General features: G+C 69.6%; 20 protein-coding genes. 13 read left to right on the top strand and 7 right to left on the bottom strand.

All coding sequences use genetic code 11. From position 1 onward, the window contains the following. Positions 1-95 precede the first annotated feature (95 nt). Both KI385_RS20955 and KI385_RS20950 read left to right on the top strand, forming a co-directional pair. Positions 96-950, top strand: coding sequence for a helix-turn-helix domain-containing protein (locus KI385_RS20955; protein ID WP_238573733.1), 855 nt, complete (start codon positions 96-98; stop codon positions 948-950). Then, positions 928-1,158: a DUF397 domain-containing protein gene (locus KI385_RS20950; RefSeq protein WP_238573732.1), complete on the top strand. Its 231-nt coding sequence runs from the start codon at positions 928-930 to the stop codon at positions 1,156-1,158. The genes KI385_RS20955 and KI385_RS20950 overlap by 23 nt, the downstream gene beginning before the upstream one ends. On the opposite strand, the gene KI385_RS20945 is transcribed toward KI385_RS20950, so the two are convergent. From KI385_RS20945 to KI385_RS20935, 3 genes are all read right to left on the bottom strand, one after another. Continuing rightward, positions 1,112-3,790 (bottom strand): tetratricopeptide repeat protein, encoded by a 2,679-nt coding sequence (locus tag KI385_RS20945; RefSeq protein ID WP_238573731.1) that lies wholly within the window; start codon positions 3,788-3,790, stop codon positions 1,112-1,114. The two genes, KI385_RS20950 and KI385_RS20945, sit on opposite strands and share 47 nt — an antisense overlap. A 138-nt stretch (positions 3,791-3,928) precedes the next feature. Next, the gene (locus KI385_RS20940; RefSeq protein ID WP_238573730.1) at positions 3,929-4,240 is read right to left on the bottom strand and encodes a hypothetical protein; all 312 of its coding nucleotides are present in this window, start codon (positions 4,238-4,240) and stop codon (positions 3,929-3,931) included. An 11-nt stretch (positions 4,241-4,251) separates the two neighbouring features. Further along, the gene (locus KI385_RS20935) at positions 4,252-4,389 is read right to left on the bottom strand and encodes a hypothetical protein (protein WP_238573729.1); all 138 of its coding nucleotides are present in this window, start codon (positions 4,387-4,389) and stop codon (positions 4,252-4,254) included. Between the two features lie 197 nt (positions 4,390-4,586). Between KI385_RS20935 and KI385_RS20930 the strand changes: the two genes are divergently transcribed. After that, positions 4,587-5,030, top strand: coding sequence for a hypothetical protein (locus KI385_RS20930; RefSeq protein WP_238573728.1), 444 nt, complete (start codon positions 4,587-4,589; stop codon positions 5,028-5,030). Positions 5,031-5,397: 367 nt separating this feature from the next. On the opposite strand, the gene KI385_RS20925 is transcribed toward KI385_RS20930, so the two are convergent. Further along, on the bottom strand, positions 5,398-5,601 hold the full coding sequence (locus KI385_RS20925) for a cold-shock protein (RefSeq protein ID WP_003984261.1): 204 nt from the start codon (positions 5,599-5,601) through the stop codon (positions 5,398-5,400). 249 nt (positions 5,602-5,850) lie between these two features. On the opposite strand from KI385_RS20925, the gene KI385_RS20920 reads away from it, so the two are divergent. Continuing rightward, positions 5,851-6,750, top strand: a complete 900-nt coding sequence (locus KI385_RS20920; RefSeq protein WP_238573727.1) for a menaquinone biosynthetic enzyme MqnA/MqnD family protein — start codon at positions 5,851-5,853, stop codon at positions 6,748-6,750. Positions 6,751-6,811: 61 nt separating this feature from the next. Here the strand turns inward: KI385_RS20920 and KI385_RS20915 are convergent, their stop codons facing one another. Next, positions 6,812-7,945, bottom strand: coding sequence for an alpha/beta hydrolase (locus KI385_RS20915; protein WP_238573726.1), 1,134 nt, complete (start codon positions 7,943-7,945; stop codon positions 6,812-6,814). Positions 7,946-8,108: 163 nt separating this feature from the next. On the opposite strand from KI385_RS20915, the gene KI385_RS20910 reads away from it, so the two are divergent. The 4 genes from KI385_RS20910 to KI385_RS20895 all read left to right on the top strand — a co-directional run bounded on the left by KI385_RS20910 (position 8,109) and on the right by KI385_RS20895 (position 12,795). After that, a complete protein-coding gene (locus KI385_RS20910; protein WP_238573725.1) occupies positions 8,109-10,022 on the top strand; it encodes a serine/threonine-protein kinase in 1,914 nt (637 codons plus the stop codon). Between the two features lie 166 nt (positions 10,023-10,188). After that, entirely contained in the window at positions 10,189-11,388 is a 1,200-nt protein-coding gene (gene mqnC / locus KI385_RS20905) for a cyclic dehypoxanthinyl futalosine synthase (RefSeq protein ID WP_238573724.1), read from the top strand. Positions 11,389-11,395: 7 nt separating this feature from the next. Then, the gene (locus KI385_RS20900) at positions 11,396-11,947 is read left to right on the top strand and encodes a hypothetical protein (protein ID WP_238573723.1); all 552 of its coding nucleotides are present in this window, start codon (positions 11,396-11,398) and stop codon (positions 11,945-11,947) included. Between the two features lie 149 nt (positions 11,948-12,096). Then, positions 12,097-12,795 (top strand): demethylmenaquinone methyltransferase, encoded by a 699-nt coding sequence (locus tag KI385_RS20895; protein ID WP_128508889.1) that lies wholly within the window; start codon positions 12,097-12,099, stop codon positions 12,793-12,795. An 85-nt stretch (positions 12,796-12,880) separates the two neighbouring features. Here KI385_RS20895 and KI385_RS20890 read toward each other — a convergent pair whose 3' ends face one another. After that, complete coding sequence (locus KI385_RS20890; protein WP_238573722.1) at positions 12,881-14,230, bottom strand: erythromycin esterase family protein; 1,350 nt, start codon at positions 14,228-14,230, stop codon at positions 12,881-12,883. A 193-nt stretch (positions 14,231-14,423) separates the two neighbouring features. On the opposite strand from KI385_RS20890, the gene KI385_RS20885 reads away from it, so the two are divergent. Next, the gene (locus KI385_RS20885) at positions 14,424-16,946 is read left to right on the top strand and encodes a hypothetical protein (protein WP_238573721.1); all 2,523 of its coding nucleotides are present in this window, start codon (positions 14,424-14,426) and stop codon (positions 16,944-16,946) included. A gap of 43 nt (positions 16,947-16,989) precedes the next feature. Here the strand turns inward: KI385_RS20885 and KI385_RS20880 are convergent, their stop codons facing one another. Continuing rightward, a complete protein-coding gene (locus KI385_RS20880) occupies positions 16,990-17,508 on the bottom strand; it encodes a GNAT family N-acetyltransferase (RefSeq protein ID WP_238573720.1) in 519 nt (172 codons plus the stop codon). Positions 17,509-17,580: 72 nt separating this feature from the next. Here KI385_RS20880 and KI385_RS20875 point away from each other — a divergent pair, with 72 nt between their 5' ends. The 4 genes from KI385_RS20875 (at position 17,581) to KI385_RS20860 (ending at position 20,439) form a co-directional block, all read left to right on the top strand. Beyond that, positions 17,581-18,945, top strand: coding sequence for a geranylgeranyl reductase family protein (locus KI385_RS20875; RefSeq protein WP_342593524.1), 1,365 nt, complete (start codon positions 17,581-17,583; stop codon positions 18,943-18,945). A 95-nt stretch (positions 18,946-19,040) separates the two neighbouring features. After that, the gene (locus KI385_RS20870) at positions 19,041-19,496 is read left to right on the top strand and encodes a carboxymuconolactone decarboxylase family protein (RefSeq protein WP_238573719.1); all 456 of its coding nucleotides are present in this window, start codon (positions 19,041-19,043) and stop codon (positions 19,494-19,496) included. Positions 19,497-19,618: 122 nt separating this feature from the next. Then, on the top strand, positions 19,619-19,960 hold the full coding sequence (locus tag KI385_RS20865; RefSeq protein ID WP_238573718.1) for an alpha/beta fold hydrolase: 342 nt from the start codon (positions 19,619-19,621) through the stop codon (positions 19,958-19,960). Next, positions 19,957-20,439: an alpha/beta fold hydrolase gene (locus KI385_RS20860; protein ID WP_238573717.1), complete on the top strand. Its 483-nt coding sequence runs from the start codon at positions 19,957-19,959 to the stop codon at positions 20,437-20,439. Before KI385_RS20865 ends, KI385_RS20860 begins: the two co-directional genes overlap by 4 nt. Positions 20,440-20,460: the final 21 nt, after the last annotated feature.

Genomic DNA, 20,460 nt, shown 5'->3' with positions numbered 1-20,460 from the left:
CATTGTGACGAAGCCATCACAGAGTGACGTCACTCCGCGTAGCGTGGAAGGCAATCGGGTTGCGCAGCGCAACTTGCAGACAGCGGTGGTGAGTTATGCCCCCTCGTAAAGATCCCGACGGCTCGGCGAGCGTCCCTGCCTTCTACGGTGCCGAGCTGCGCTACAAGCGGGAGGCCGCGGGCCTCACGCTCGAACAGCTCGCGGAAGGCAGCTTCCGCGGCATCTCGTTCCTCAGCCAGATCGAGCGTGGTGAGCGGCGCATGCCGGATGATCTGGCCCGGCACGTCGACAAGAAGCTCAAGACGGACGGCTTTTTCGAGCGTCGCTGTGAAGATGCGCGCAAGGCGCGGCAGGCAGGGCATCCGCTGTACTTCGCGGATATCCCGGACATGGAGAGAGCCGCGGCATCGATCGAGGATTGGGCACCTGCTGTCATCCCGGGCCTGCTGCAAACCGAGCCGTACATGCGGAAGCTCAACCAGAGTGTGACGCCCTGGGAGGAGTCTGAGGCCGTCGAGAAGCTGGTCCGCGCGCGGGTGGGACGCGCAAAGCTCTGGAAGCGCGAGGATCGCCCGATGTACTGGGCGATCCTGCGCGAGGCGCCTATCCGTCAGCCGCTGCTTCCTCCGAAACAGATGGCTGAGCAGCTGGAACACATCCTCGAAGTGATCCGGTCCACGAGAAGCGTTCTGCAGATCGTCCCGGAAACCACCGTTGCCTACCCGCTCATGATGGGGCTGGCCAAGATCATGACTTTCACGGATGCCCCACCGCTTGTTTGGACTGAGGGCGAGCACAGCGGCCAAGTCGTCGACTATCCGCCGACCGTGACGAAGTATCGAAGGTCGTACGATCTGCTTAGGGCCGTCGCACTGCCGCCCGAGGCGTCCCTGGCCATCATCGAGGAAGCGGCAAGGGGTTACAGAGATGAAGCGCAGCAGCAGGATTGATCTCGACTCTGCCCACTGGCGTAAGAGCAGCTACAGCAACGCCGAAGGCGCCGACTGCATCGAGGTCGCCGACGACTTCCCCGGCCTCGTCCCGGTCCGGGACTCCAAGGACCCTGACGGGGCGGCGCTGCTCTTTCCGGCCGGCGCCTGGAACTCGTTCATCACGGCGGTCGTATCCGCAACCCTTTCTTGTCGTGCAGTGCAGTGACGCCGCGCCGCGTCAGATGGGGAACGTCACTCAGGGCCTGACGGAAGGCCCATTGCCTGGCCTCCTCTTCCAACCAGTCATCGAGGGTCTGCCAAACCGCCGCGTACCCCGTGGACAGCCTGCGGACCGTCTTCGGGCCCAGCTGTGCCACACCCTCTACGGCGGCCTCCCGGAGAATCCGCTGGCCCTCATCGCTGGTTGAGCGGATGTCCGTGTCCGTCACCTCCATTGCGTGTTGCAACGCTGCCAGCCTCCTGCGGATCTTCGAGGGGCTCAGGAGGCCGTTCGGGGACGCGGTTTCGCCCGGTACCAAAGGGGGCGGGAACTCCGGCAAAGAAGACGCCATTGGCTGGCAGTTGGCCTGGATGTAGCGGATGAGTGTCACCCGGTCCTGCCACTTGCGTTTGTTCTCATCAGCGGAGATGTCACGTATGGACTTCCAGATCTTGCGCTCGACGCGAAGCCATTCCGTCGCGCACTGAACGTTGACCTCGTGCTTCTCGCTCCGCTGATTCCAGACCTGCTGCATCACCTTGGCAATCTCTTCGAGGAGCCGGTAGTCGTACTCCCTCAACTGCTCGTCGGACCGACTGCTGGGCGTGCTCGGCTCGAAGGCCTCTGCCCGGGGGTACGCCGTCCGTACAAAGTTGTTGAAGAGCACATTCGGAGGGGTGTCCTTCTTCCGAAGCGGCTTAAGGTCAGGGTCGTCCTCGACCATCCATGACCGCTCGACGGTGGCGAAGCTCCTACGGGTGGCCTGCACCGACTGCTCAAGGTGCGCGACGGTGCGCTCGGCGAGCTTCTTTTGACGGGTGCCATCGTTGCCGTCGGCATGCATGGCAACGGCATAGACACACGCGGAGTTGTAGTGGGTGTGCCAGTCACGACGTGACCCGAGCCATGCCGCGACACGCAGCCTCCAACCGAGCCACGGGATCACCAGCCATTTCCCCCAGCAAAGCCAGCTGCCGGGGCGCCGCCAGGCGTATCCTCGCCGCCATTTCTGCGGCTCCCAGATTTTCTGCGGATCATCCCAGGCTCTGCCGTACTCGGTACTCGCCCAGGCCAGTCGCAGCGGCGCCCAGACCCTTCGGTTGATCTGGAATGCGCCGCGGGTGACGGAAGGCTGCGCCCCGCGCACGCTTTGGTAGTAGGCGGCGGGCCAGAAGAGCCGGATCAAACTCGACATCCGGGAAGGCCAGTAGAGCCAGACCCGGGCCCAGGTGTCATCGGCGGCGAGGCGGGTCGTTTCCTGTATGGCGGCTCGCTGCATCACGAGGCGAACCTCGGTTTTGTCCCCGCCCTCCAACGTTTGCGTCAGCCACTCCCGACCTTCCTTTTTCCGGTCTTTTCGGTGCAGGACGGTGCCTGCGTCGTCCAGGCTGACGGCAGTCGGCCAGTACCGGTCCGCAAGGAGCGGTATCAGGTGCTCATGCGTCCGTTCGCCATTGGTTCCCTTGCGCCCGCACCACTGCTCTGCGGTCTCCTCGGACGTACCAAGAATGATCGAATTGCGGTACCGCAGGCCGAGCAGTTCGCGGTACAGGCGCGGGTGCCGGAAGTAGCGCAGGCGGCGCCAGTGCGGATTCCAGCGGCTCTGCCACAGTCGCTTCCGGTATCCGCGGGCATTCTGCCCGTCGAGCGTCAGGGCCCGCTGGCAGGTGTCCAGTGCATCGATGTGCAGCCCCATCTTCTCCTGGGTCTCCGCCAGTTCGGCCCGCAAGTAGGGGTTGGTCGGATCGAGGCGTACCGCGCTGAAGTACTGCTCCAGGGCCTCGTGGTGGCGTCCCTCGCGGCACAGCTCATTCGCCTCCTGGTACGCCTCGTACAGCTCGGGCTTGATCTCCCGCCCCCACCACTGACGCCAGGGCGGCAGCCGCCCCGCGCGGGTGACGGGCAACATCGTGCTGATGATCCAGCTGCCCGCTTTACGGACGACGTCGTCCCAGTCGCTGCCCCATACGGTCGTCGCGCGCGAGCCGCCGAACAGGAACGCCGTGACGGTGACCGTCATGCCGTACCGATCCGGCTCGGCCTCGCGGAACTGGAGCACGCCGCTGACCCGGTAGGCCAGCTTCGGGCGCAGCCTGCCGAGCAGTTTCGGCAGCGCGGTGCCCAGCTTGTCGGGGTCGATCTCGACATCGCCGAGCAGCTCCAGGAAGGACTCGGCGGGGGCCTGCGCCGGGAGTGTCGCCGGCGGATACATGCTGCTGTCGGACAGGCGGCGGCGAAGCCGGGCGGTGAGGTCGGCATCGCATGGTTTGGCGGTTCCCGCCGGTGTCGCGTCTTCCAACTGCTGTACGTCCACCGCCCCGGGCTTGTAGGCCAGCCATGCGCGCGTCGCCCGCCACAGCAGATACAGGAGCAGCAGCAGAACCAGGAAGAACGCCAGCCGTGCGCCTATTGAGGCCCCCTTGTGGGCGCCCGGCTGGAAGACCGCTCCGAGGCCGCCGAAGATCCGACCCAGGAACCCGAGGGGTGTGTCCCACGCCGTACGGCCGGTCCCTGCCCACCACAGTGCGGCGATCAGTCCGGCGAAGCCCACCGCGCACCACACCCACCAGGCGACGAATCGAGGAGCTGGCAGGGGTGCCGTCAGGCTGCGTTCGTTTTCGGCTCGGCCGTTGAACATGGGGGCTTCGGGGCGTGTGGTGGTGCGACAGCGAGTACGGCCGGGGACCGTACTCTGCTCGTGCCTCACCTTCCACGCTACGCATCAAGGCCGTTGTAGACAGGGCAACCAACTGCCGCACCCGTCACCGCGGTGGGCTCACCTCGGCGGCAGCGCCACCGCCGTCTGCATATCGCAGGAGTTGCACCAGAACGCCCAGCCATTGGCGTCGACGGACCTCGACCCGCATGCCAGACACGGGTCGCCCACGAAACTCGCCGCGACCCACGCACCGGCCATCGCCGCCCGTCGCCCCGCGGCCGCGCACTCCTCGGCATAGCAGGGGATGCACACGCCGCCCTGCCTCCCGGGCAGCTTCATCGACCGTATCCCGCAGGTCGAGCACGGCAGCTTGCCGACGTACTGCGCGTCCAGGCCGACCGGCTTGCCGTTCCTACTAAAGGCCGCCACGTCTGCCTCCTCTACGCCAGGACGGTTCCGGTGCCGCCGCATCCGGAGCACTGTGTGGTGACCTTGTCGCCGGTCGGCGTCTCCCAGTCCACGGTTCCTCTGCCACCGCAGTCGGGGCAGGGCTTCTGTGGGGGCATGTTCTCGCTCATCTTGCCCACCGTAGGCCGCGTCATGTTCCGATGTGACCACTTTCCGTGATCAGTTCGATACGCGTGATCCGCACACCTGCTCGATGCGCGTGCTCGGTGCCCGATCCTTGCTGTCTGCCGCGGGGTGAGTACGTGTCCGCACCTGGCTGAGTACGTGTCCTGATGGCACTCCGCGCCCTGGAGGGTTGACTGCCGCCATGACCCATGCGCCTGCTCGGCCGCCGCAGCCCGTCCCGTACGACCATGTGTCACGGCCTGTCGGCGCGAACCACGTTACGACCGCCACCGCGCCCCGGATTCCGGCCGTTCACCCGCCGGCGCAGAAGGCCCGTGACCGTGAGTGGTGGTGTCCGCCGCTGATCGCACTTTCCGTTGTCGCGAGCCTCTATCTGCCCGCCTTCTTCCTCTTGGGCTTCGCGACCATGGCTACGGACTCCTGTGGCCCCGACAGCTGCCCGGACAGTGTCATGGTCCCCCTGAAGAGCGCGCCCTACCTCTACCTGACCGGTATCGGCTTGGCCCTGCTCTCCTGCGTTTTCCCATGGAATCTGCGCTGGCGTACACCGCGTATCGCCCTGGCCATCGCCGGTGCCGCGGTCTCGGCCTCGGTTGTGCCCTTGCTGCTCACGGTCTTCTTCTGAGTCGCCGGCCTGTCCTCGCTCCGCAACTGGTGCGATTTCGTAAGCCGGAAGCGGGCGACCGCCACGGCAGCCCGGCGGCCGGATCTGTCATTGAGCGTCGTCATTGACCGTCATCGAGCGTGGCCCGATTGATTGCCTGGGCCCGCAAGGCCGCGCGGTGAACCGCCGGGTGGGCAATTCGGTGCCGAGTTACGCGTTACGCGCTGCGCAATGCGCCGGACGGTAAAAGTTCATGCAGTGGCCATTTATATGGTCGGTAAATCAGGCCGCAATCAAAAGGCAGGAGCCCCGCTCGCCACCGAAGTGGCGGAGCGGGGCTCCTTGGGTACTGCTTGGGGCGACCTGGAATTATTCCGGGCCGGGCAACTTAGACCGGCGTAACGTTCTCCGCCTGCGGACCCTTCGGGCCCTGCGTGACGTCGAAGTTCACCTGCTGGTTCTCCTCCAGGGAGCGGAAACCAGAGGCGTTGATCGCCGAGTAGTGGACGAAGACATCCGGGCCGCCGCCGTCCTGGGCGATGAAGCCGAAGCCCTTTTCAGCGTTGAACCACTTGACGGTTCCGGTAGCCATAAGCCCTCCTTGGGCCAAAGGGTTGCCCTGCTCCAGAACCTGCAAAGAAGTCTGAAACTACAAGAGCCTGCGGGGTCACATGCTCCGCAGGCTCTGTACTGCAAGGGAAACCAAACTGCAACTTGCGCTGAGCGTAGCATGGTGCGCTCGTGAGGCGGAAGAGCCAAAGATCACGTTTAACGGACCGCACTGACGTCCATACGCCGCCCCGCCGCGCCACCCCATGGGAGACGGGTCTAGCCTCCGCATGTGGACAATTCAACCTTCGGAGACGCACCCGCAGGAGCCGACGCCGATCAACGTCGCACCCGGCCGCGAGTGGGCCACATCCAGTTCCTGAACTGCCTGCCCCTTTACTGGGGCCTCGCCCGTACGGGCACCCTGCTCGATCTGGACCTCAGCAAGGACACGCCGGAGAAGCTCAGCGAGCAGCTGGTCCGCGGGGATCTCGACATCGCGCCGGTCACGCTCGTCGAGTTCCTGCGCGCCGCCGATGATCTTGTCGCCTTCCCCGACCTCGCGGTCGGCTGCGACGGGCCGGTGATGTCCTGTGTGATCGTCTCGCAGAAGCCGCTGGACCAGCTGGACGGCGCCCGGGTGGCCCTGGGCTCGACCTCGCGTACCTCCGTACGGCTGGCGCAGCTGCTGCTCGCCGAGAAGATCGGGGTGCAGCCCGAGTACTACACCTGTCCGCCGGACCTCGGCCTGATGATGCAGGAGGCGGACGCGGCGGTGCTGATCGGTGACGCCGCGCTGCGCGCCAATCTGCACGACGGGCCGCGGCTCGGCCTGGAGGTGCACGACCTCGGCCAGATGTGGAAGGACTGGACGGGGCTGCCGTTCGTCTTCGCCGTATGGGCGACCCGGCGCGACTACCTGGAGCGCGAGCCGGCCGTGGTGCAGAAGGTGCATGAGGCGTTTCTCGCCTCGCGTGATCTGTCGCTGGAGGAGGTCGGCAAGGTCGCCGAGCAGGCGGCGCGCTGGGAGACCTTCGACGAGCCGGTGCTGGAGCGCTACTTCACCACGCTGGACTTCCGCTTCGGGGCGGAGCAGCTGCGGGGCGTCACGGAATTCGCGCGGCGGGTCGGGGCGACGACCGGATTCCCGGCGGATGTGAAGGTGAAGCTGCTGGGCGCGGGCACCTGCTAGCGGCTTCCGCGGCCCGGTCGCTAAAGCGGCGGCCGCCGGGATGGCGTCAAAGCGGCGGCCACTAGGACGGCGTCGGGCCGCGCAGTACCTTGCTGATCGCCTCCAGGCTCGCGTCCCGCATACCGCGGACGTAGCCCTTGGCGTTGTGGCCGCCGTCCTGGATGACATGCAGTTCGGCCTTGACCGGGCCCTTGGCGTAGGTGCGTATGAAGCGCTCCAGGTTGGCCCGGCCGCCTTCCTTCGTGCCTATCTGGAACTGCAGGTGCACGTCCGGGGCGCCGGGGCGGGCCGCGAGGCGGGCGGCAAGCCGCTCGGGGTCGTTCGCCCGCATCTCCTTCTCGTGGCCGCGCCACAACGGGGAGTCCGGGCGGGTGTCGGGGCCGCTGGCGATCACCGCCTTGAAGCGGTCCGGATGCTGGAGCACCTGCTTGAGGCCGGCGAAGCCGCCGGACGAGGAGCCCATGAAGGCCCAGCCGTCGCGGCTGGTGTATGTCCGGAAGTTGGCCTTGACCAGGTCGGGGACGTCGTCGGACAGCCAGGTGCCCATCTTCGGCTGTCCCGGTATGTCGCTGCCGTCGTAGTAGTGGGCCTTGTCGGGGTTGAGCACCGGCATGACGAGGAGGAAGGGCTTGCCGCGGCCGAGTGCGGTGAGGTCGGCGAGGGTGCGCTGCAGTTTGAGGTCGGGGCGCGTCCAGTAGTTCACGGGGTAGCCGTGGCCTCCGGGCAGCGCGATCAGCACCGGGAAGGCGCTGTTGCGGTACCGCTCCTCGTAGTACTCCTCGGGCGCCCACACCCACACCTTGCCGGTGAACCCGGACTTCGTCCCCTTGAGCGTGGTCACGCCGATCTTGGTGCCGTCGCCGAGGGTGTCGGCCGTGCGGAAATCCGCCCGCGGGCCGGTCGGCATCCGTACGGACGGGTCGGCGGAGAGGGCTGTGTGGGCTGTGTGCCTCCCGGCGCCGCCGTCGCGGGCCGGCTGGTTGAACGACATGGGCTCGCCGATGCCGGAGCCCACGTCTCCGTATTTCAGGACGGGGTAGGCGAGTAGGGCCAGGGTCGTGAAGAGCGCCCCGGTGATCAGCGTCCGCCTTGTCGGCCTACGGCGTCCGGCGCGGGGCTCCTGGCGTGCGCCGGACGGGGGGTCGGTGAGGAGCCGGCCGGGGCGCGGGGGTGCTTCCTGGGGAGGGTGGTGCACGGACGCTTCTCCGGACGGTGACGCTGCCGCGGGGGCAGGGCTGCCGCGAGGGCAGGATGGTCGAGTTGCGCACTGTTTGAGGGCAAAGGCGGGGTGAAGGGTTCAACGGGCCGGGCATGACATGGGTCATAAGCTGGGTGCGCCGTATCGAGGGGGAGGCGCCATGGAGCCGCTGGCAGCGGACGATCCACGGGTTCTGGGCGGATACCGGCTGCTGGGGCGGCTCGGCGCGGGCGGGATGGGCCGGGTCTACCTCGGGCGCAGTGCGGGCGGGCGGACCGTCGCGGTGAAGGTCGTCCATGCGCACTTCGCCGTCGACGACCAGTTCCGGGCCCGTTTCCGGCGTGAGATCGAGTCCGCGCGGCGGGTGGGCGGGGTCTGGACCGCGCCGGTGCTGGACGCCGATCCGGACGCCGCCGTCCCCTGGATCGCCACCGGCTATGTCGCCGGCCCCTCGCTCGCCCAGGCCGTCGCCGAAGTCGGGCCGCTGGCCGAGCACTCCGTACGGGCGCTGGGCGCGGGGCTGGCCGAGGCGCTGGCCGCGGTGCACGGTCTCGGGCTGGTGCACCGGGACGTCAAGCCGTCCAATGTGCTGTTGACGCTCGACGGGCCGTTGCTGATCGACTTCGGGATCGCGCGGGCCACGGAGGGCACCGCGTCGCTCACCTCGACCGGCGTCTCCGTGGGGTCGCCCGGCTATATGGCGCCCGAACAGATCCTGGGCAAGGGGGCGGCGGGCGCCGCCGATGTCTTCTCGCTCGGCGCGGTGCTGGCCTTCGCGGCGACCGGCGCCGGCCCGTTCCCGGGTGACTCCTCGGCCGCCCTGCTCTACAAGGTCGTCCATGAGGAGCCGGAGCTGGGCTCCCAACTCACGGGTGAGCTACGGGAGTTGATCGCCGGCTGCCTCGTCAAGGACCCTGCGGACCGCCCCGCCCCCAAGGCGCTGGCGGCCCGCCTCGCGGGTGCGGAGAGCGGCGGCGCGGCGGGGCTGGTGCGGGCCGGGTGGCTGCCCGCCGCGCTGGTGGAGCGGGTCAGCCGGCAGGCGGTGGAGCTGCTGAACCTTGATGCGGGGCTTGAAGAGGGGGCCGGTGCGGGGCGCGATGCGGGGGAGCGGGCGGACACCGGGGCAGGGACGGAAGCGGGGGCGGGAGGCTGGGGCCCGGCTCCGGGCGGTGGCTCGGCGGGCGCGGGCCCGGTAGGCGCGGGCCCGGTGGACGCAGCCGGTGCGGGCGCGTCGCCCGGTGGGGCGTTCGGGCCGCCGGATCCCTCGTACGGGGCGGTGTCCGGGCTGGTGCCGTTCGATGCCCAGGCGCAGGTTCCGGGTGCCTCCGGAACCACCGGCAGCCCTGCCCGGCCGCCCGTCCCTCCGCCGCAGTCCCCGTCCTGGCCGGTCGCCGGCGGCCCGTCGGTCTCCCCGGCAACCGGGCCCGCGCACCCGCCGACCGCCCCCGCAATCGCCGACCTGCCGACCGGGGCGGCGCCGCCCACGGCCAGGGAACGGCGGATCGCGCTGTCCGGCGCGGTCGGTGGCAGGGACCGGCCGCGACGGGTGAGCTGCACGCTGGTGTTGTCGGTGGCCGGTGCGCTGGCCGCCGCGACGACCGCGGCGTTCGTCCTCCAGCTGATGCCGGGGGTGGGCGGCGACGCCGACAGCGGCGCGCAGGCCGGCGCCAAGCCGCCGTCCACGTCGGCCGAGCCGTCCGACCGGGGCGACGGCAGTGCGGGCGGGCCCACCGTGGCCAAGGCCTTCCTCGGCACCTGGACCGGCAGCATCACCACCTCGCACGGAATCCCCAACGGCACGTTGACCAGCGTCATCAAGGCCGGCGGTAAGGGCGATTACGTCATCCACACCACCTACGACGCGGTGCTGGTGCGCTGCGAGGCCAAGGCCAAGCTGGAGTCGGCCACCGACACCAAGCTGGTGCTCAAGGAGCGCTCGGACGGCAAACAGGGCCCCGGCTGCACGGGCAACACGTCCCGGGTGACGTACACGCTCGGCAAGGGCGGCACGATCGAGTTCACCTCGGACGACGTGGCGGGCGGGACGCCCAAGGCGACGCTGACGAAGCGGTAGAGGCGGCGCCGGGAGGTGGTGAAGGCGGCATCGGCGGACCGGTCTGCGGGGCGGTAACGGGAGCGGCTGGATCGCGTCGGCCGGTGGCCCGGCCGCCAGCGAGGCTGTCGGACCCCTGACGTACGCTGGTTCAGTCGTGATGCCCGCCTGCGAAAGGGACGCCCCGGTGACCGAGAACGCCGACCTCCAGTCCGTACTCGACCGTGCCGCCCAGGGCGGTCGCATCACGCCGGAGGAAGCGCTCGACCTGTACCGCTCCGCTCCGCTGCATGCGCTGGGCAAGGCCGCCGACGCCGTGCGCCGCCGCCGCTACGCCGGCACCGAGCACATCGCGACGTACATCATCGAGCGCAACATCAACTACACCAATGTGTGCGTGACGGCCTGCAAGTTCTGCGCCTTCTACGCCGCGCCCAAGGACACCGCCAAGGGCTGGACCCGCGACCTCGACGACATCCTGCGCCGCTGCGCGGAGACCGTCGAACTGGGCGGCACCCAGATCATGTTCCAGGGCGGCCACCACCCGGACTACGGCGTCGAGTACTACGAGAAGCACTTCTCGGCCATCAAGAAGGCGTTCCCGCAGCTGGTCATCCACTCCCTCGGTGCCTCCGAGGTCGAGCACATGGCCCGGATCTCCAAGGTCTCCGTCGAAGAGGCGATCTCGCGTATCCACGCCGCGGGGCTCGACTCCTTCGCGGGCGCCGGTGCCGAGCTGCTGCCGGCGCGGCCGCGCAAGGCGATCGCGCCGCTGAAGGAGTCCGGCGAGCGCTGGCTGGAGATCATGGAGGCGGCCCACAAGCTGGGCGTGGAGTCGACGTCCACGATGCTGATGGGCACCGGCGAGACCAACGCCGAGCGGATCGAGCATCTGCGGATGATCCGCGACGTCCAGGACCGTACGGGCGGCTTCCGCGCCTTCATCCCGTACACCTACCAGCCGGAGAACAACCACCTGAAGGGCCAGACGCAGGCCACCCTCTTCGAGTACCTGCGCATGATCGCCATCGCCCGGATCTTCCTCGACAACGTCGCGCACATCCAGGGCTCGTGGCTGACCACCGGCAAGGAGGTCGGCCAGCTGTCGCTGCACTACGGCGCGGACGACCTCGGCTCGATCATGCTGGAGGAGAACGTGGTCTCCTCGGCCGGTGCCAAGCACCGCTCCAACCGCATGGAGATCATCGACCTGATCCGCAAGGCGGGCCGGGTCCCGGCGCAGCGCGCGACGACGTACGAGCACCTGCTCGTGCACGACGACCCGGCCAACGACCCGGTCGACGACAAGGTCGTCTCGCATCTGTCCTCGACGGCGATCGAGGGCGGTACGGCACATCCGGAGCTGAAGCTCATCGAGGCCAAGTAGGCGACGGGTGCTGACCCTTCACCGTGTGCGCGGTGTCCGGCTGGTCCATGACGGCCGGCTGGATCCCGGGCATGCGGTCGTCGTCGACGGTGCCCGCCTCGCCGCCATCGGCCCGTACGAGGAGCTGTGGGCGGCCTACGGGGGGAAGGCGCGCGTCCGGGAGTGGGACGGCGTACTGACCCCCGGCCGCCAGGAAACCGAGGGCGCCGCGCTGTTGGAAGCCGCCTACCACCCCGACCCGCGCGAGGCCGATGAGCTCGGCGGCGAGCCGATCACGGGCGAGGCGCTCGCCGCCCTGGAGATGACCGAGACCCGCTGGGGCGCCAGCGCCCGCCGTGGTCTGCAGCGCCTCCTGGCCACCGGGACGACGGCGCTGACCGGGCCGTTCACCCGGCCCGCGGTCCGTACGGCCGTCCAGCGGTCCGGCCTCGTGGAGCTGCCCGCCGGCGGCCCGCGCGCACTGACCGTCGGGGGCGCGGCCCACTTCGCCGTCTTCGCCGACGACGGCAGCTGTCTGGCCACCGTCCTCGCCGGCCGCCTGGTCCACCGCCGCCGCTGAGCTCGCCCGCCGCGCCAGGGCCCGTAGGCCGCCGTTCCAGGGGCCCGTCCGAGGGGAACATACGGCCGTCCCGACCAACCTTCCGCCACTTCCGCCGCTGGGCCGTGCCCGGTGCGGGAGGCCGGCGCCGCACGGTGGACAATGGCCGGGTGACCCGAGCATCCCTGGACAAGCAGCCGCACGAAGTCGCCGCGATGTTCGACGACGTGGCGGCGCGGTACGACCTCACCAACGACGTGCTCTCCCTGGGGCAGGCGCGGCTGTGGCGCAAGGAGGTGGAGCGCGCGGTGGCCGCCCGGCCCGCCGAGCGGGTGCTCGACCTCGCGGCCGGCACCGGCACCTCCTCGCTGCCGTTCGCCAGGTCCGGTGCGTACGTCGTGCCGTGCGACTTCTCCGTCGGCATGCTCCAGGAAGGCAAGAAGCGGCACCCGTGGCTGCCGTTCGCGGCCGGTGACGGCACCCGGCTGCCGTTCGCGGACGAGGTGTTCGACGCCGTCACCATCTCCTTCGGGCTCCGCAACATCCAGGACACGGACGCCGCGCTGGCGGAGCTCTACCGCGTCACCAAGCCCGGCGGCCGGGTGGTGATCTGCGAGTTCAGCGAGCCGACCTGGGCGCCGTTCCGGACCGTCTACACCGAGTACCTGATGCGCGCACTGCCGCCGGTCGCCCGTGCGGTCAGCAGCAACCCGGACGCGTACGTCTATCTCGCCGAGTCCATCCGCACCTGGCCCAACCAGCCGGAACTCGCCGCCCGGCTCCAGGGCGTGGGCTGGACGAAGGTGGCCTGGCGCAATCTGACGGGCGGCGTCGTGGCGCTGCACCGGGGGACCAGGCCGGCCGGCTGAGCAGGGCTGGACGGGTAAGCCCGAAGTCCCGCCGTCTCCCCACGGGCGGGACTTCGGAGTCAAAGGTCCCGACAAGGTCCTGCCGTCACGGCTTCAGCTTGTCGGCCTCCCGGACGTCGTTGAGGTGGATGAGGACGTCGAAGGACTTGGCGAGCGCGACGTCGCGCGGCTCCACGGGGAACTGCGTGCCGATGTTGAGCGTGGGCCGGGCGGCGTTCAGCCAGTCGCGGGCGGGGGCCGGGGCGTTGCGGACGTCGAGGTAGAAGTCCCGGTAGCGGACCTGGTCGAGGGTGTGCTCGTTGCTGCCGGGCTTGGCGGCGCCCACGGTGAACTTCTTCCAGTCGCCGCCGAGGGCGGTGTCCTTCGACAGGAAGGAGCCCTGGTTGAAGGTGAAGCCGATGGGGAGGTAGTTCTTGCCCATCGTGTCGCGCAGGAACGACCCCTGCGTCTTGGGATACACCTCGGGATTGCTGGCGGCGTGGCCGACGTGGTCGTTGTGCGCCGACAGCAGGATCTTCTGGCCGGTGTGCTGCTGCCACCAGGCGACGTTCTGGGCCATTGCCTCGTCGCGGAAGCGCTGGAAGGTGGGCAGCGTGGCCGGGTCCTCGGGGTTCATGGTGAGGAACTTGGCGGTCTGGGCGATGGAGCGGGCGTTCTGCTCGGCCCAGTCGAACGCCTCGCCGGAGCCCTTCTGGCTGCTGACCAGTTCCAGGGCCTGCTGTGCCTTGGCGGCGAGCTGCTGCCGTTCCGCGAGCGGCTTGCGCAGGTAGGCGAAGGCATCGTCGATCGGGCGCAGGCCGGTGTAGAGCTCGTTGAGCTTCGGCAGCGCCTGCGGGTGGTTCTGTTGCACGTAGTCGGTCACCCGGCCGAAGAACGCGTCGTTCATCGAGGGGGCGCCGAGGTCGTCGCCCATGAAGTGGACGGTGCGGTCGGGGTGGCGGCTGTTGTAGTCGCGCATCCACTCGATGAGGCTGACGAACTCCTCGCGTTCCCAAGGGGAGTTGGTCAGCGTCTCCTTGGCGATCTTGCGGGCGTCGCCCTTGCCGGTCTGGAGGTAGTCGTCGACCTGGAGCCCGGCGGACCAGCTCAGTTCGAGGGCGAAGGTGGTGAAGCCCTTCTTCTCGACGAGGTAGCGGAACACCCGCTCCTTCATGGCGAAGAACTCGTGGGAGCCGTGGGTGGCCTCGCCGAGGCCGACCACCTTGGCGTCGCCGATCATCGAGCCCAGGGCTCCCAGGTCGGCCGTGTTCTTCCCCGGCTCGGTCGAGCGCAGCGGGTGGGCCGCCTGCTCCAGTGCGCGGACCGGGTCCTGCTTCCCGTCGGCCGCGTCGGCCGTGGCCGCCTGGACAGCCACAGGAGTGAGGATCGCTCCTATCGCGGCCACCGCCGTGACCAGCAGCCCCCGCCGGCCGATGCGCTTCCGGTGTCTCACCATGTTCGTAACCCCTCAACTTGCGTACGGCGACTTGAGAGAGATCATCGCCAGCGATGCCCCTGCCGGGCGCTGGAGGCAGCCACCGAACTCTTCCGGGGGTTACCCCCCCCCGGAGGGCATCCGGCACTTGGACTCGCTTGGGTAACGTCCCTTCACGGGGCGTCAACTACCGGGAACCATGCGTGCGACAGCGATGTCTGTACGTTCGTTCGCCCGCGGCAGCTGCGCGTGCTGCCCCTCGATCCTCCCGGAGTCCGCCTTGTCGTCGTTCTGCCCGGACTGTGGTTCTGCCTCGCCGCCGGAGGCGCGCTTCTGTATGGGCTGTGGCCGGGAGCGGCGGGCCGCTGCGCCTCCCGCTCCGGACGGACCGCCGCCCCCGGTTCCGGCGCAGCCTCCGGTCCCGGCCGCGCCGCCCGCTCCGTCGTACGCCGTGCCCGCCCGGCCCTCGCCCGTGGGCGCCCTGCTCACCCGTACGGCGAAGGGCGACTGGCCGGCGGCGCTGAAGGTCGCCGCCGGGCCGACGCTGATGCTGCTGGTGCTGGCGGGTGTGCTGGCGCTGTTCGGCTCGGACAAGACGGACGCGTCCGGGCTCGGCTGGGGCGTACGGATGCGGATCGCGCTGGCGCTGCTGCTGCAGAGCGTCGGGGGCGGGGTCAGCCTGTCCGGCAATGCCTCGGCATCCCTGGAGTCGTTCGGGGTGGGTATCGCGGGTGAGGCGACGCTGTCGTTGGTGCCGCTGGTGGTCACGGTGGCGTGGGCGGGTGTGCTGGCGTTCGCGGCCCGGCGGACTGCCGTGCGTTCAACTACTCTGACTCAGCCGGGAGTTCAGGGGGTGGTCGGTGCTCGGACCGCCGTGCTGGAGGCCGTGCTGCGGATCGCCGCGCTCTGCGGCGTCGGCACCTTCGCCCTCGGTCTGCTGGCCCAGCCGTCCTACGACGGCATCGAGTTGTCGTCCGCGCCGTTCCTCACGCTGCTGTGGTCCTTCCTGCTGGCGGCCGCGGTGTGCGGTGTGGTGCTGGGGCGCGGCGAGGCCGGGGCCTGGCTCACCGCCCGGCCCGGGTGGCAGATCGCGGTCGGGGCGCTGCGTACGGCGCTGATCGCGCTGCTGACCGTCGTCACACTGGCCGGTGTCGTCACCGTCGTTACGGTGCTCGCCACGGCGAAGGAGGCTTTCAGCGGCGGCGCGGTGGTCGCGATGCTGGTGCTGCTGCCCAACATCGGCGCGATGGCGCTCGCGATGGCCTGGGGCGCACCGGTGAACGCCGAGTGGAACCTGCCGAACATTCCGTTCCTGGACTCCGGCCGGCAGTCGATCGGCTATGGCGAACTGGGCCATCTCGGCGATGGCTGGGGGCTGTTCGGCGTGATCGTCGGCGGTCTGGTCTGTGCGCTGCTGGTCGGCTTCCTGGCCGTACGGCGCAGCGCCGACCGCCGCGAACAGCTGCTGTCCGCGGGCTTCTTCGTCGGCTCGCTGGTGTTCCTGGTGCTGGTCGCGGGCGCGAGCGTGAGCGCGACGTTCCATGGCGGGAGCGGCGGCGGATACGGCTACGGCGACGGCTACGGTGACGGATACGGCAGCGGCTACGGCGATGGCTATGGCGGCCGGCTCGCCGGTGCCCACGGTGAAGTCGCCGCCGGCGGCGCGGAGACGCTGCTGTTCGCGCTGCTGTGGACCTTCGGGGCGGTGCTGGTGGTGCCGTATCTGCTGAGGATGGTGGGGCGCGGTGGTGGGCCGGCCGGGCCGGTGGCTCCGGTCTTCCCCTACGGGGCCGCGGCTGCTGCGCCGTTCGCTCCTGTTGCTCCGGCCGCTCCTCCCGCCGCGCCGGTCGCCTCTCCCGTTGCCCCGGACGTCGCCCCGTCCGCCACCCCGGAGGTCGGCCCGGACGTCACCCCGCCCACCCCCACCGCCGCCGACCTGCCGCCCGTGCAGCTCGGTCAGCATCCGGTACCGGCGCCGCAGGTGGGCGCCGCCCCGCCCGGGGCGCCGTCCGAAGCGCCGCCCGCGCCGCGGCGTCGTGCCGTGAAGTGGCTGGCGCTGGCGCTGGCCGCGTTCCTGGTCGGCGGCGGTGCGACGGCCGGTGCGCTGTACTTCAAGAACCACCGGGGCGGCAGCGACACCAAGGCCGACAGCAAGGCCGACAGGCCGGCCGCGGTCAAGAGCGGACAGCCCACCCACGGCCCCACCCCGTCCGTGCCCCCGTCCCCCACGGTGACCCCGAGCGGCGAGCCGACCGGCACCCCTACGGGTGAGCCCACCGCGGGCCTTCCCGACGGCTTCGTCCAGAAGCACGACCCCTACGGGTTCTCACTCGCCGTGCAGCACGACTGGAAGCGTTCGACCAAGGGCACCCAGACCGACTACAAGGCGCCGGTCGGCAAGTCCTACCTGCGCATCGGCGTCATCGCCAACGCCCCGCAGTCCTCGTACGACAACTTCCTGAGCATGGAGAAGGGCGCCGAGAAGCGGACGAACTACCAGCGGATGGAGCTGCGGAAGAACACCTTCCAGAACAGCGCGGGCGCACGCTGGGAGTTCACCTACGTCAATGACACGGGGAACACCGTGCACGCCATCGACCAGGCGTATGTCGCCGCCGACGGCACCGAATACAGCATCTATTACGAGTGCCTGGAAGCCCTCTACGACCCGGAGAACGACAAGGTGTTCAGCACGGCGCTGAGCAGCTGGTCGGTCAGCGACGTGGACGTGGACTAGCGGGTCTGTCGGGCCCTCATGCCGCGCACGAGGGCCCGACGGCTCATACCTCCAGACGGTGGCAGTACGCCTCCCGCTGCCCCTTCGGCGTGATCACCGTCTCCGCCCGCCGCATCCCCAGTCGCCGGGTCACCGCGAGCGACCGCTCATTGCGTGCGTCCACCATCGCGACGACCTGCCGGACGCCGGCCGCCCGTACCGACTCCAGCGCGGCCTGCGCCGCCGCCGTCGCATACCCCTTGCCCCAGTACGCGCGGCCGAGCCGCCAGCCGATCTCGATCTCGCCGGCCGGGCCCCACTCCCACGGCCACGGCTGTGCGCCGGTGAACCCCATGACCGCGCCGTCCGCCGGATCCAGCAGTGTGTAGAGGCAGAAGCCCAGCTCCGCGTGGTGCCTGCGCTGGCGCGCGGTGAGCTCGTCGTACACCGAGAGTTCGGCGGGGGCGCCGCCGTGGAATTCCATGACATCCGGGTCGTTGAAGACCCGGTGCCAGTTCAGTGCGTCCTCCTCGGTGGGCACGCGCAGCTCGACGGCGGGGAGCGGTGTGGTCACAGGCTTCATGGGACAACCCTTCAGGTTCTGATCACCAAGGCCCCCATAGACTGCACATGCCCAGTGCCGGTCGGCACCCAGATATCCAGATATCGACTTCCGGGAGACACCGCCGTGACCGAGTCCGCGTCCGTGACCGATTCCGTGACCACAGCCCGCTCGGAGCACAGCGCGGACGTGATCGTCGTCGGTGCCGGGCCCGCCGGCTCGGCCACCGCCTACCACCTCGCCAAGTCCGGTCTGGATGTCCTCCTGTTGGAGAAGACCGCGTTCCCCCGCGAGAAGGTCTGCGGCGACGGGCTGACCCCGCGCGCCACCAAGCAGCTGGTCGCGATGGGCATCGACATCTCCGAGGAAGCGGGCTGGCTGCGCAACAAGGGCCTGCGGATCATCGGCGGCGGCTCCCGGCTCCAGCTCGACTGGCCGGAGCTGGCCTCGTACCCGGACTACGGACTGGTCCGTAAGCGCGACGACTTCGACGAGCAGCTGGCCCGGCAGGCGCAGAAGGCCGGCGCGCGACTCTACGAGCGCTGCAATGTGGGCGCGCCCATCATCAACGAGCTGACCGGCCACATCACGGGTGTCCACGCCAAGCTCGGCGAGCCCGGATCCGATTCCAAGGACACCACCCCGGTCACCTTCCACGCCCCGCTCGTCGTCGCCGCCGACGGCAACTCCACCCGGCTCTCGCTGGCCATGGGTCTGCACCGGCGCGAGGACCGCCCCATGGGCGTGGCCGTGCGGACGTACTTCACCTCGCCCCGGCACGACGACGACTACCTGGAGTCCTGGCTGGAGCTGTGGGACCGGCGCGGCGCCCAGGACCGGCTGCTGCCCGGCTACGGCTGGATCTTCGGCATGGGCGACGGCACGAGCAATGTCGGCCTCGGCATCCTCAACTCCAGTTCCGCGTTCCGGGAGCTGGACTGGCGCGAGATCCTCAAGGCGTGGTGCGCCTCGATGCCCGCCGACTGGGGCTACACACCGGAGAACATGACCGGCCCGATCCGCGGTGCCGCCCTCCCGATGGCCTTCAACCGGCAGCCGCACTACACCAAGGGCCTGCTGCTGGTGGGTGACGCGGGCGGTCTGGTCAACCCGTTCAACGGTGAGGGCATCGCGTACGCCATGGAGTCCGGCGCGATCGCCGCCGAGGTCATCGTGCAGGCGCAGGCCCGCGCCACCTACGCCCAGCGCGAGCTGGCGCTGCAGCGCTACCCGAAGATCCTCAAGGACACCTACGGCGGCTACTACTCGCTCGGCCGCGCCTTTGTGAAGCTCATCGGCAACCCCAAGGTCATGAAGATCGCCACCCAGCGCGGTCTGACCCATCCGCTGCTGATGCGCTTCACCCTCAAGATGCTCGCCAACCTCACCGACCCCACGGGCGGCGACGCGATGGACCGCATCATCAACGGCCTGAGCAAGGTCGCCCCGAAGGCGTGAAACCGCGGGCGAAAAAATTCTTGGCCGCTCCTGTCACATCCTCCGGCCGGGATCCGTCAGTGCAGTGACGACGAGATTTCCTAAGGAGCGCAGTGATGGAAGCACGCATGAAGAACCCCGCGGTGGTCATCCCCGAGGCCATGCAGCCCCTCCTCGACGTGGCCAAGGCGACGCGGAAGGGCGGGGTGCCGGAGTCGACGCTGGAGCTGGTGCATCAGCGCGCCAGCCAGATCAACGGCTGCAGCTTCTGCGTCGACGGGGGCGTCAAGAGCGCCCGGAAGAACGGCGTGAGCGATGAGCAGCTGTTCGCGGTCGCGGCCTGGCGCGAGGCGCCGTACTTCTCGGACGCCGAACGTGCCGCTCTCGCGCTCACCGAAGCCGTCACCCGGCTCGCCGACCGCTCCGACCCGGTGCCGGACGACGTCTGGGACGAGGCGGCCGACCACTTCGACGAGAAGCAGCTGTCGGCGATCATCCTGACGATCGGCCTCACCAACCTCTTCAACCGGCTCAACGTCACCACCAAGCAGCCGGCGGGCGCGGGCTGGTAACCGAGGCGGACCCCACTCGCCGGCCATGACCCGAGAGGTAATGGAGTCCTCCTCCGCCCGCCGCGAATCCTGTGAACGTCACGGACACCAGGTGGCACACGACCGGAACGGGAGGATGCGGCATGTTCTTCGAGACGCATGACGGGACGCGGCTGTTCTACGAGGACTACGGCCAGGGCGAGACGATCGTGTTCGTGGCCGGCGCCATGCTCAACACCGACATGTGGGAGTACCAGATCCCGTTCTTCGCGGAGCGCGGCTTCCGCTGCGTCGCGTTCGACCGGCGGGGCCACGGCCGCTCGGACCGCTCCTCGGCCGGATACGACGTCGACTCGACCGCCGACGATCTTGCCGCCCTGATGGCGCACCTCGCTCTGCGGGACGTCACCCTCGTCGGGCACTCCCTGGGCGGCGCCGAGATCGCGCGCTACCTGGCGCGGCACGGCTCGGCTCGGAGCGGGTGACCCGTGCGGTGTTCATCGCGGCGATGCTGCCGTTCCTGAAGCAGACGGACGACAATCCGCACGGCCTGCCGGAGGCCGCCCTGGCGGCGGCGATGGCGGAGATCGGGGCCGACCGGCCCAAGTGGCTGGCCCGCCAGGCGCAGGCGTTCTTCGCCACCCACCTCGGCAACGAGGTCTCGCCGGCCCTGATGGATCACACCATGGCGCAGTGTCTGTCCGCCTCGCCGTGGGCGACATTCCAGGTGCAGCGGGAGGCGCTGCACGCCGACCACCGGGCCGGGCTGCGCGAGATCGGCATCCCGACCCTCGTCGTCCACGGCGCGGCCGACTTCTCCGCACCGGTCGAGGTCACCGGCCGGCGCACCGCCGAGCTGATCCCGGGCACCACGTACAAGGAGTACCCGACGGCCGGCCACGGCATCTACGCCAGCCATCACGCCCAGTTCAACGCCGATCTGCTGGAGTTCATCAAGGCATGAGCCGCGGCCGGCAGGTGTCCC

The organism is Streptomyces inhibens (assembly GCF_022221585.1).
Classification (GTDB): Bacteria; Actinomycetota; Actinomycetes; order Streptomycetales; family Streptomycetaceae; genus Streptomyces; species Streptomyces inhibens.
Note: the sequence above shows the minus strand (reverse complement) of the source record. Positions and strands in the feature narration are given on the sequence as shown.

Coding starts and splice junctions, on each gene's coding strand:
- KI385_RS20930 (WP_238573728.1), top strand. CDS start 4,587: ATGACCCATGCGCCTGCTCGGCCGCCGCAGCCCGTCCCGTACGACCAT.
- KI385_RS20925 (WP_003984261.1), bottom strand. CDS start 5,601: ATGGCTACCGGAACCGTCAAGTGGTTCAACGCTGAAAAGGGCTTCGGC.
- KI385_RS20870 (WP_238573719.1), top strand. CDS start 19,041: ATGGAAGCACGCATGAAGAACCCCGCGGTGGTCATCCCCGAGGCCATG.
- KI385_RS20910 (WP_238573725.1), top strand. CDS start 8,109: ATGGAGCCGCTGGCAGCGGACGATCCACGGGTTCTGGGCGGATACCGG.
- KI385_RS20885 (WP_238573721.1), top strand. CDS start 14,424: ATGTCTGTACGTTCGTTCGCCCGCGGCAGCTGCGCGTGCTGCCCCTCG.
- KI385_RS20865 (WP_238573718.1), top strand. CDS start 19,619: ATGTTCTTCGAGACGCATGACGGGACGCGGCTGTTCTACGAGGACTAC.
- KI385_RS20950 (WP_238573732.1), top strand. CDS start 928: ATGAAGCGCAGCAGCAGGATTGATCTCGACTCTGCCCACTGGCGTAAG.
- KI385_RS20945 (WP_238573731.1), bottom strand. CDS start 3,790: ATGTTCAACGGCCGAGCCGAAAACGAACGCAGCCTGACGGCACCCCTG.
- KI385_RS20955 (WP_238573733.1), top strand. CDS start 96: ATGCCCCCTCGTAAAGATCCCGACGGCTCGGCGAGCGTCCCTGCCTTC.
- KI385_RS20890 (WP_238573722.1), bottom strand. CDS start 14,230: ATGGTGAGACACCGGAAGCGCATCGGCCGGCGGGGGCTGCTGGTCACG.
- KI385_RS20880 (WP_238573720.1), bottom strand. CDS start 17,508: ATGAAGCCTGTGACCACACCGCTCCCCGCCGTCGAGCTGCGCGTGCCC.
- KI385_RS20935 (WP_238573729.1), bottom strand. CDS start 4,389: ATGAGCGAGAACATGCCCCCACAGAAGCCCTGCCCCGACTGCGGTGGC.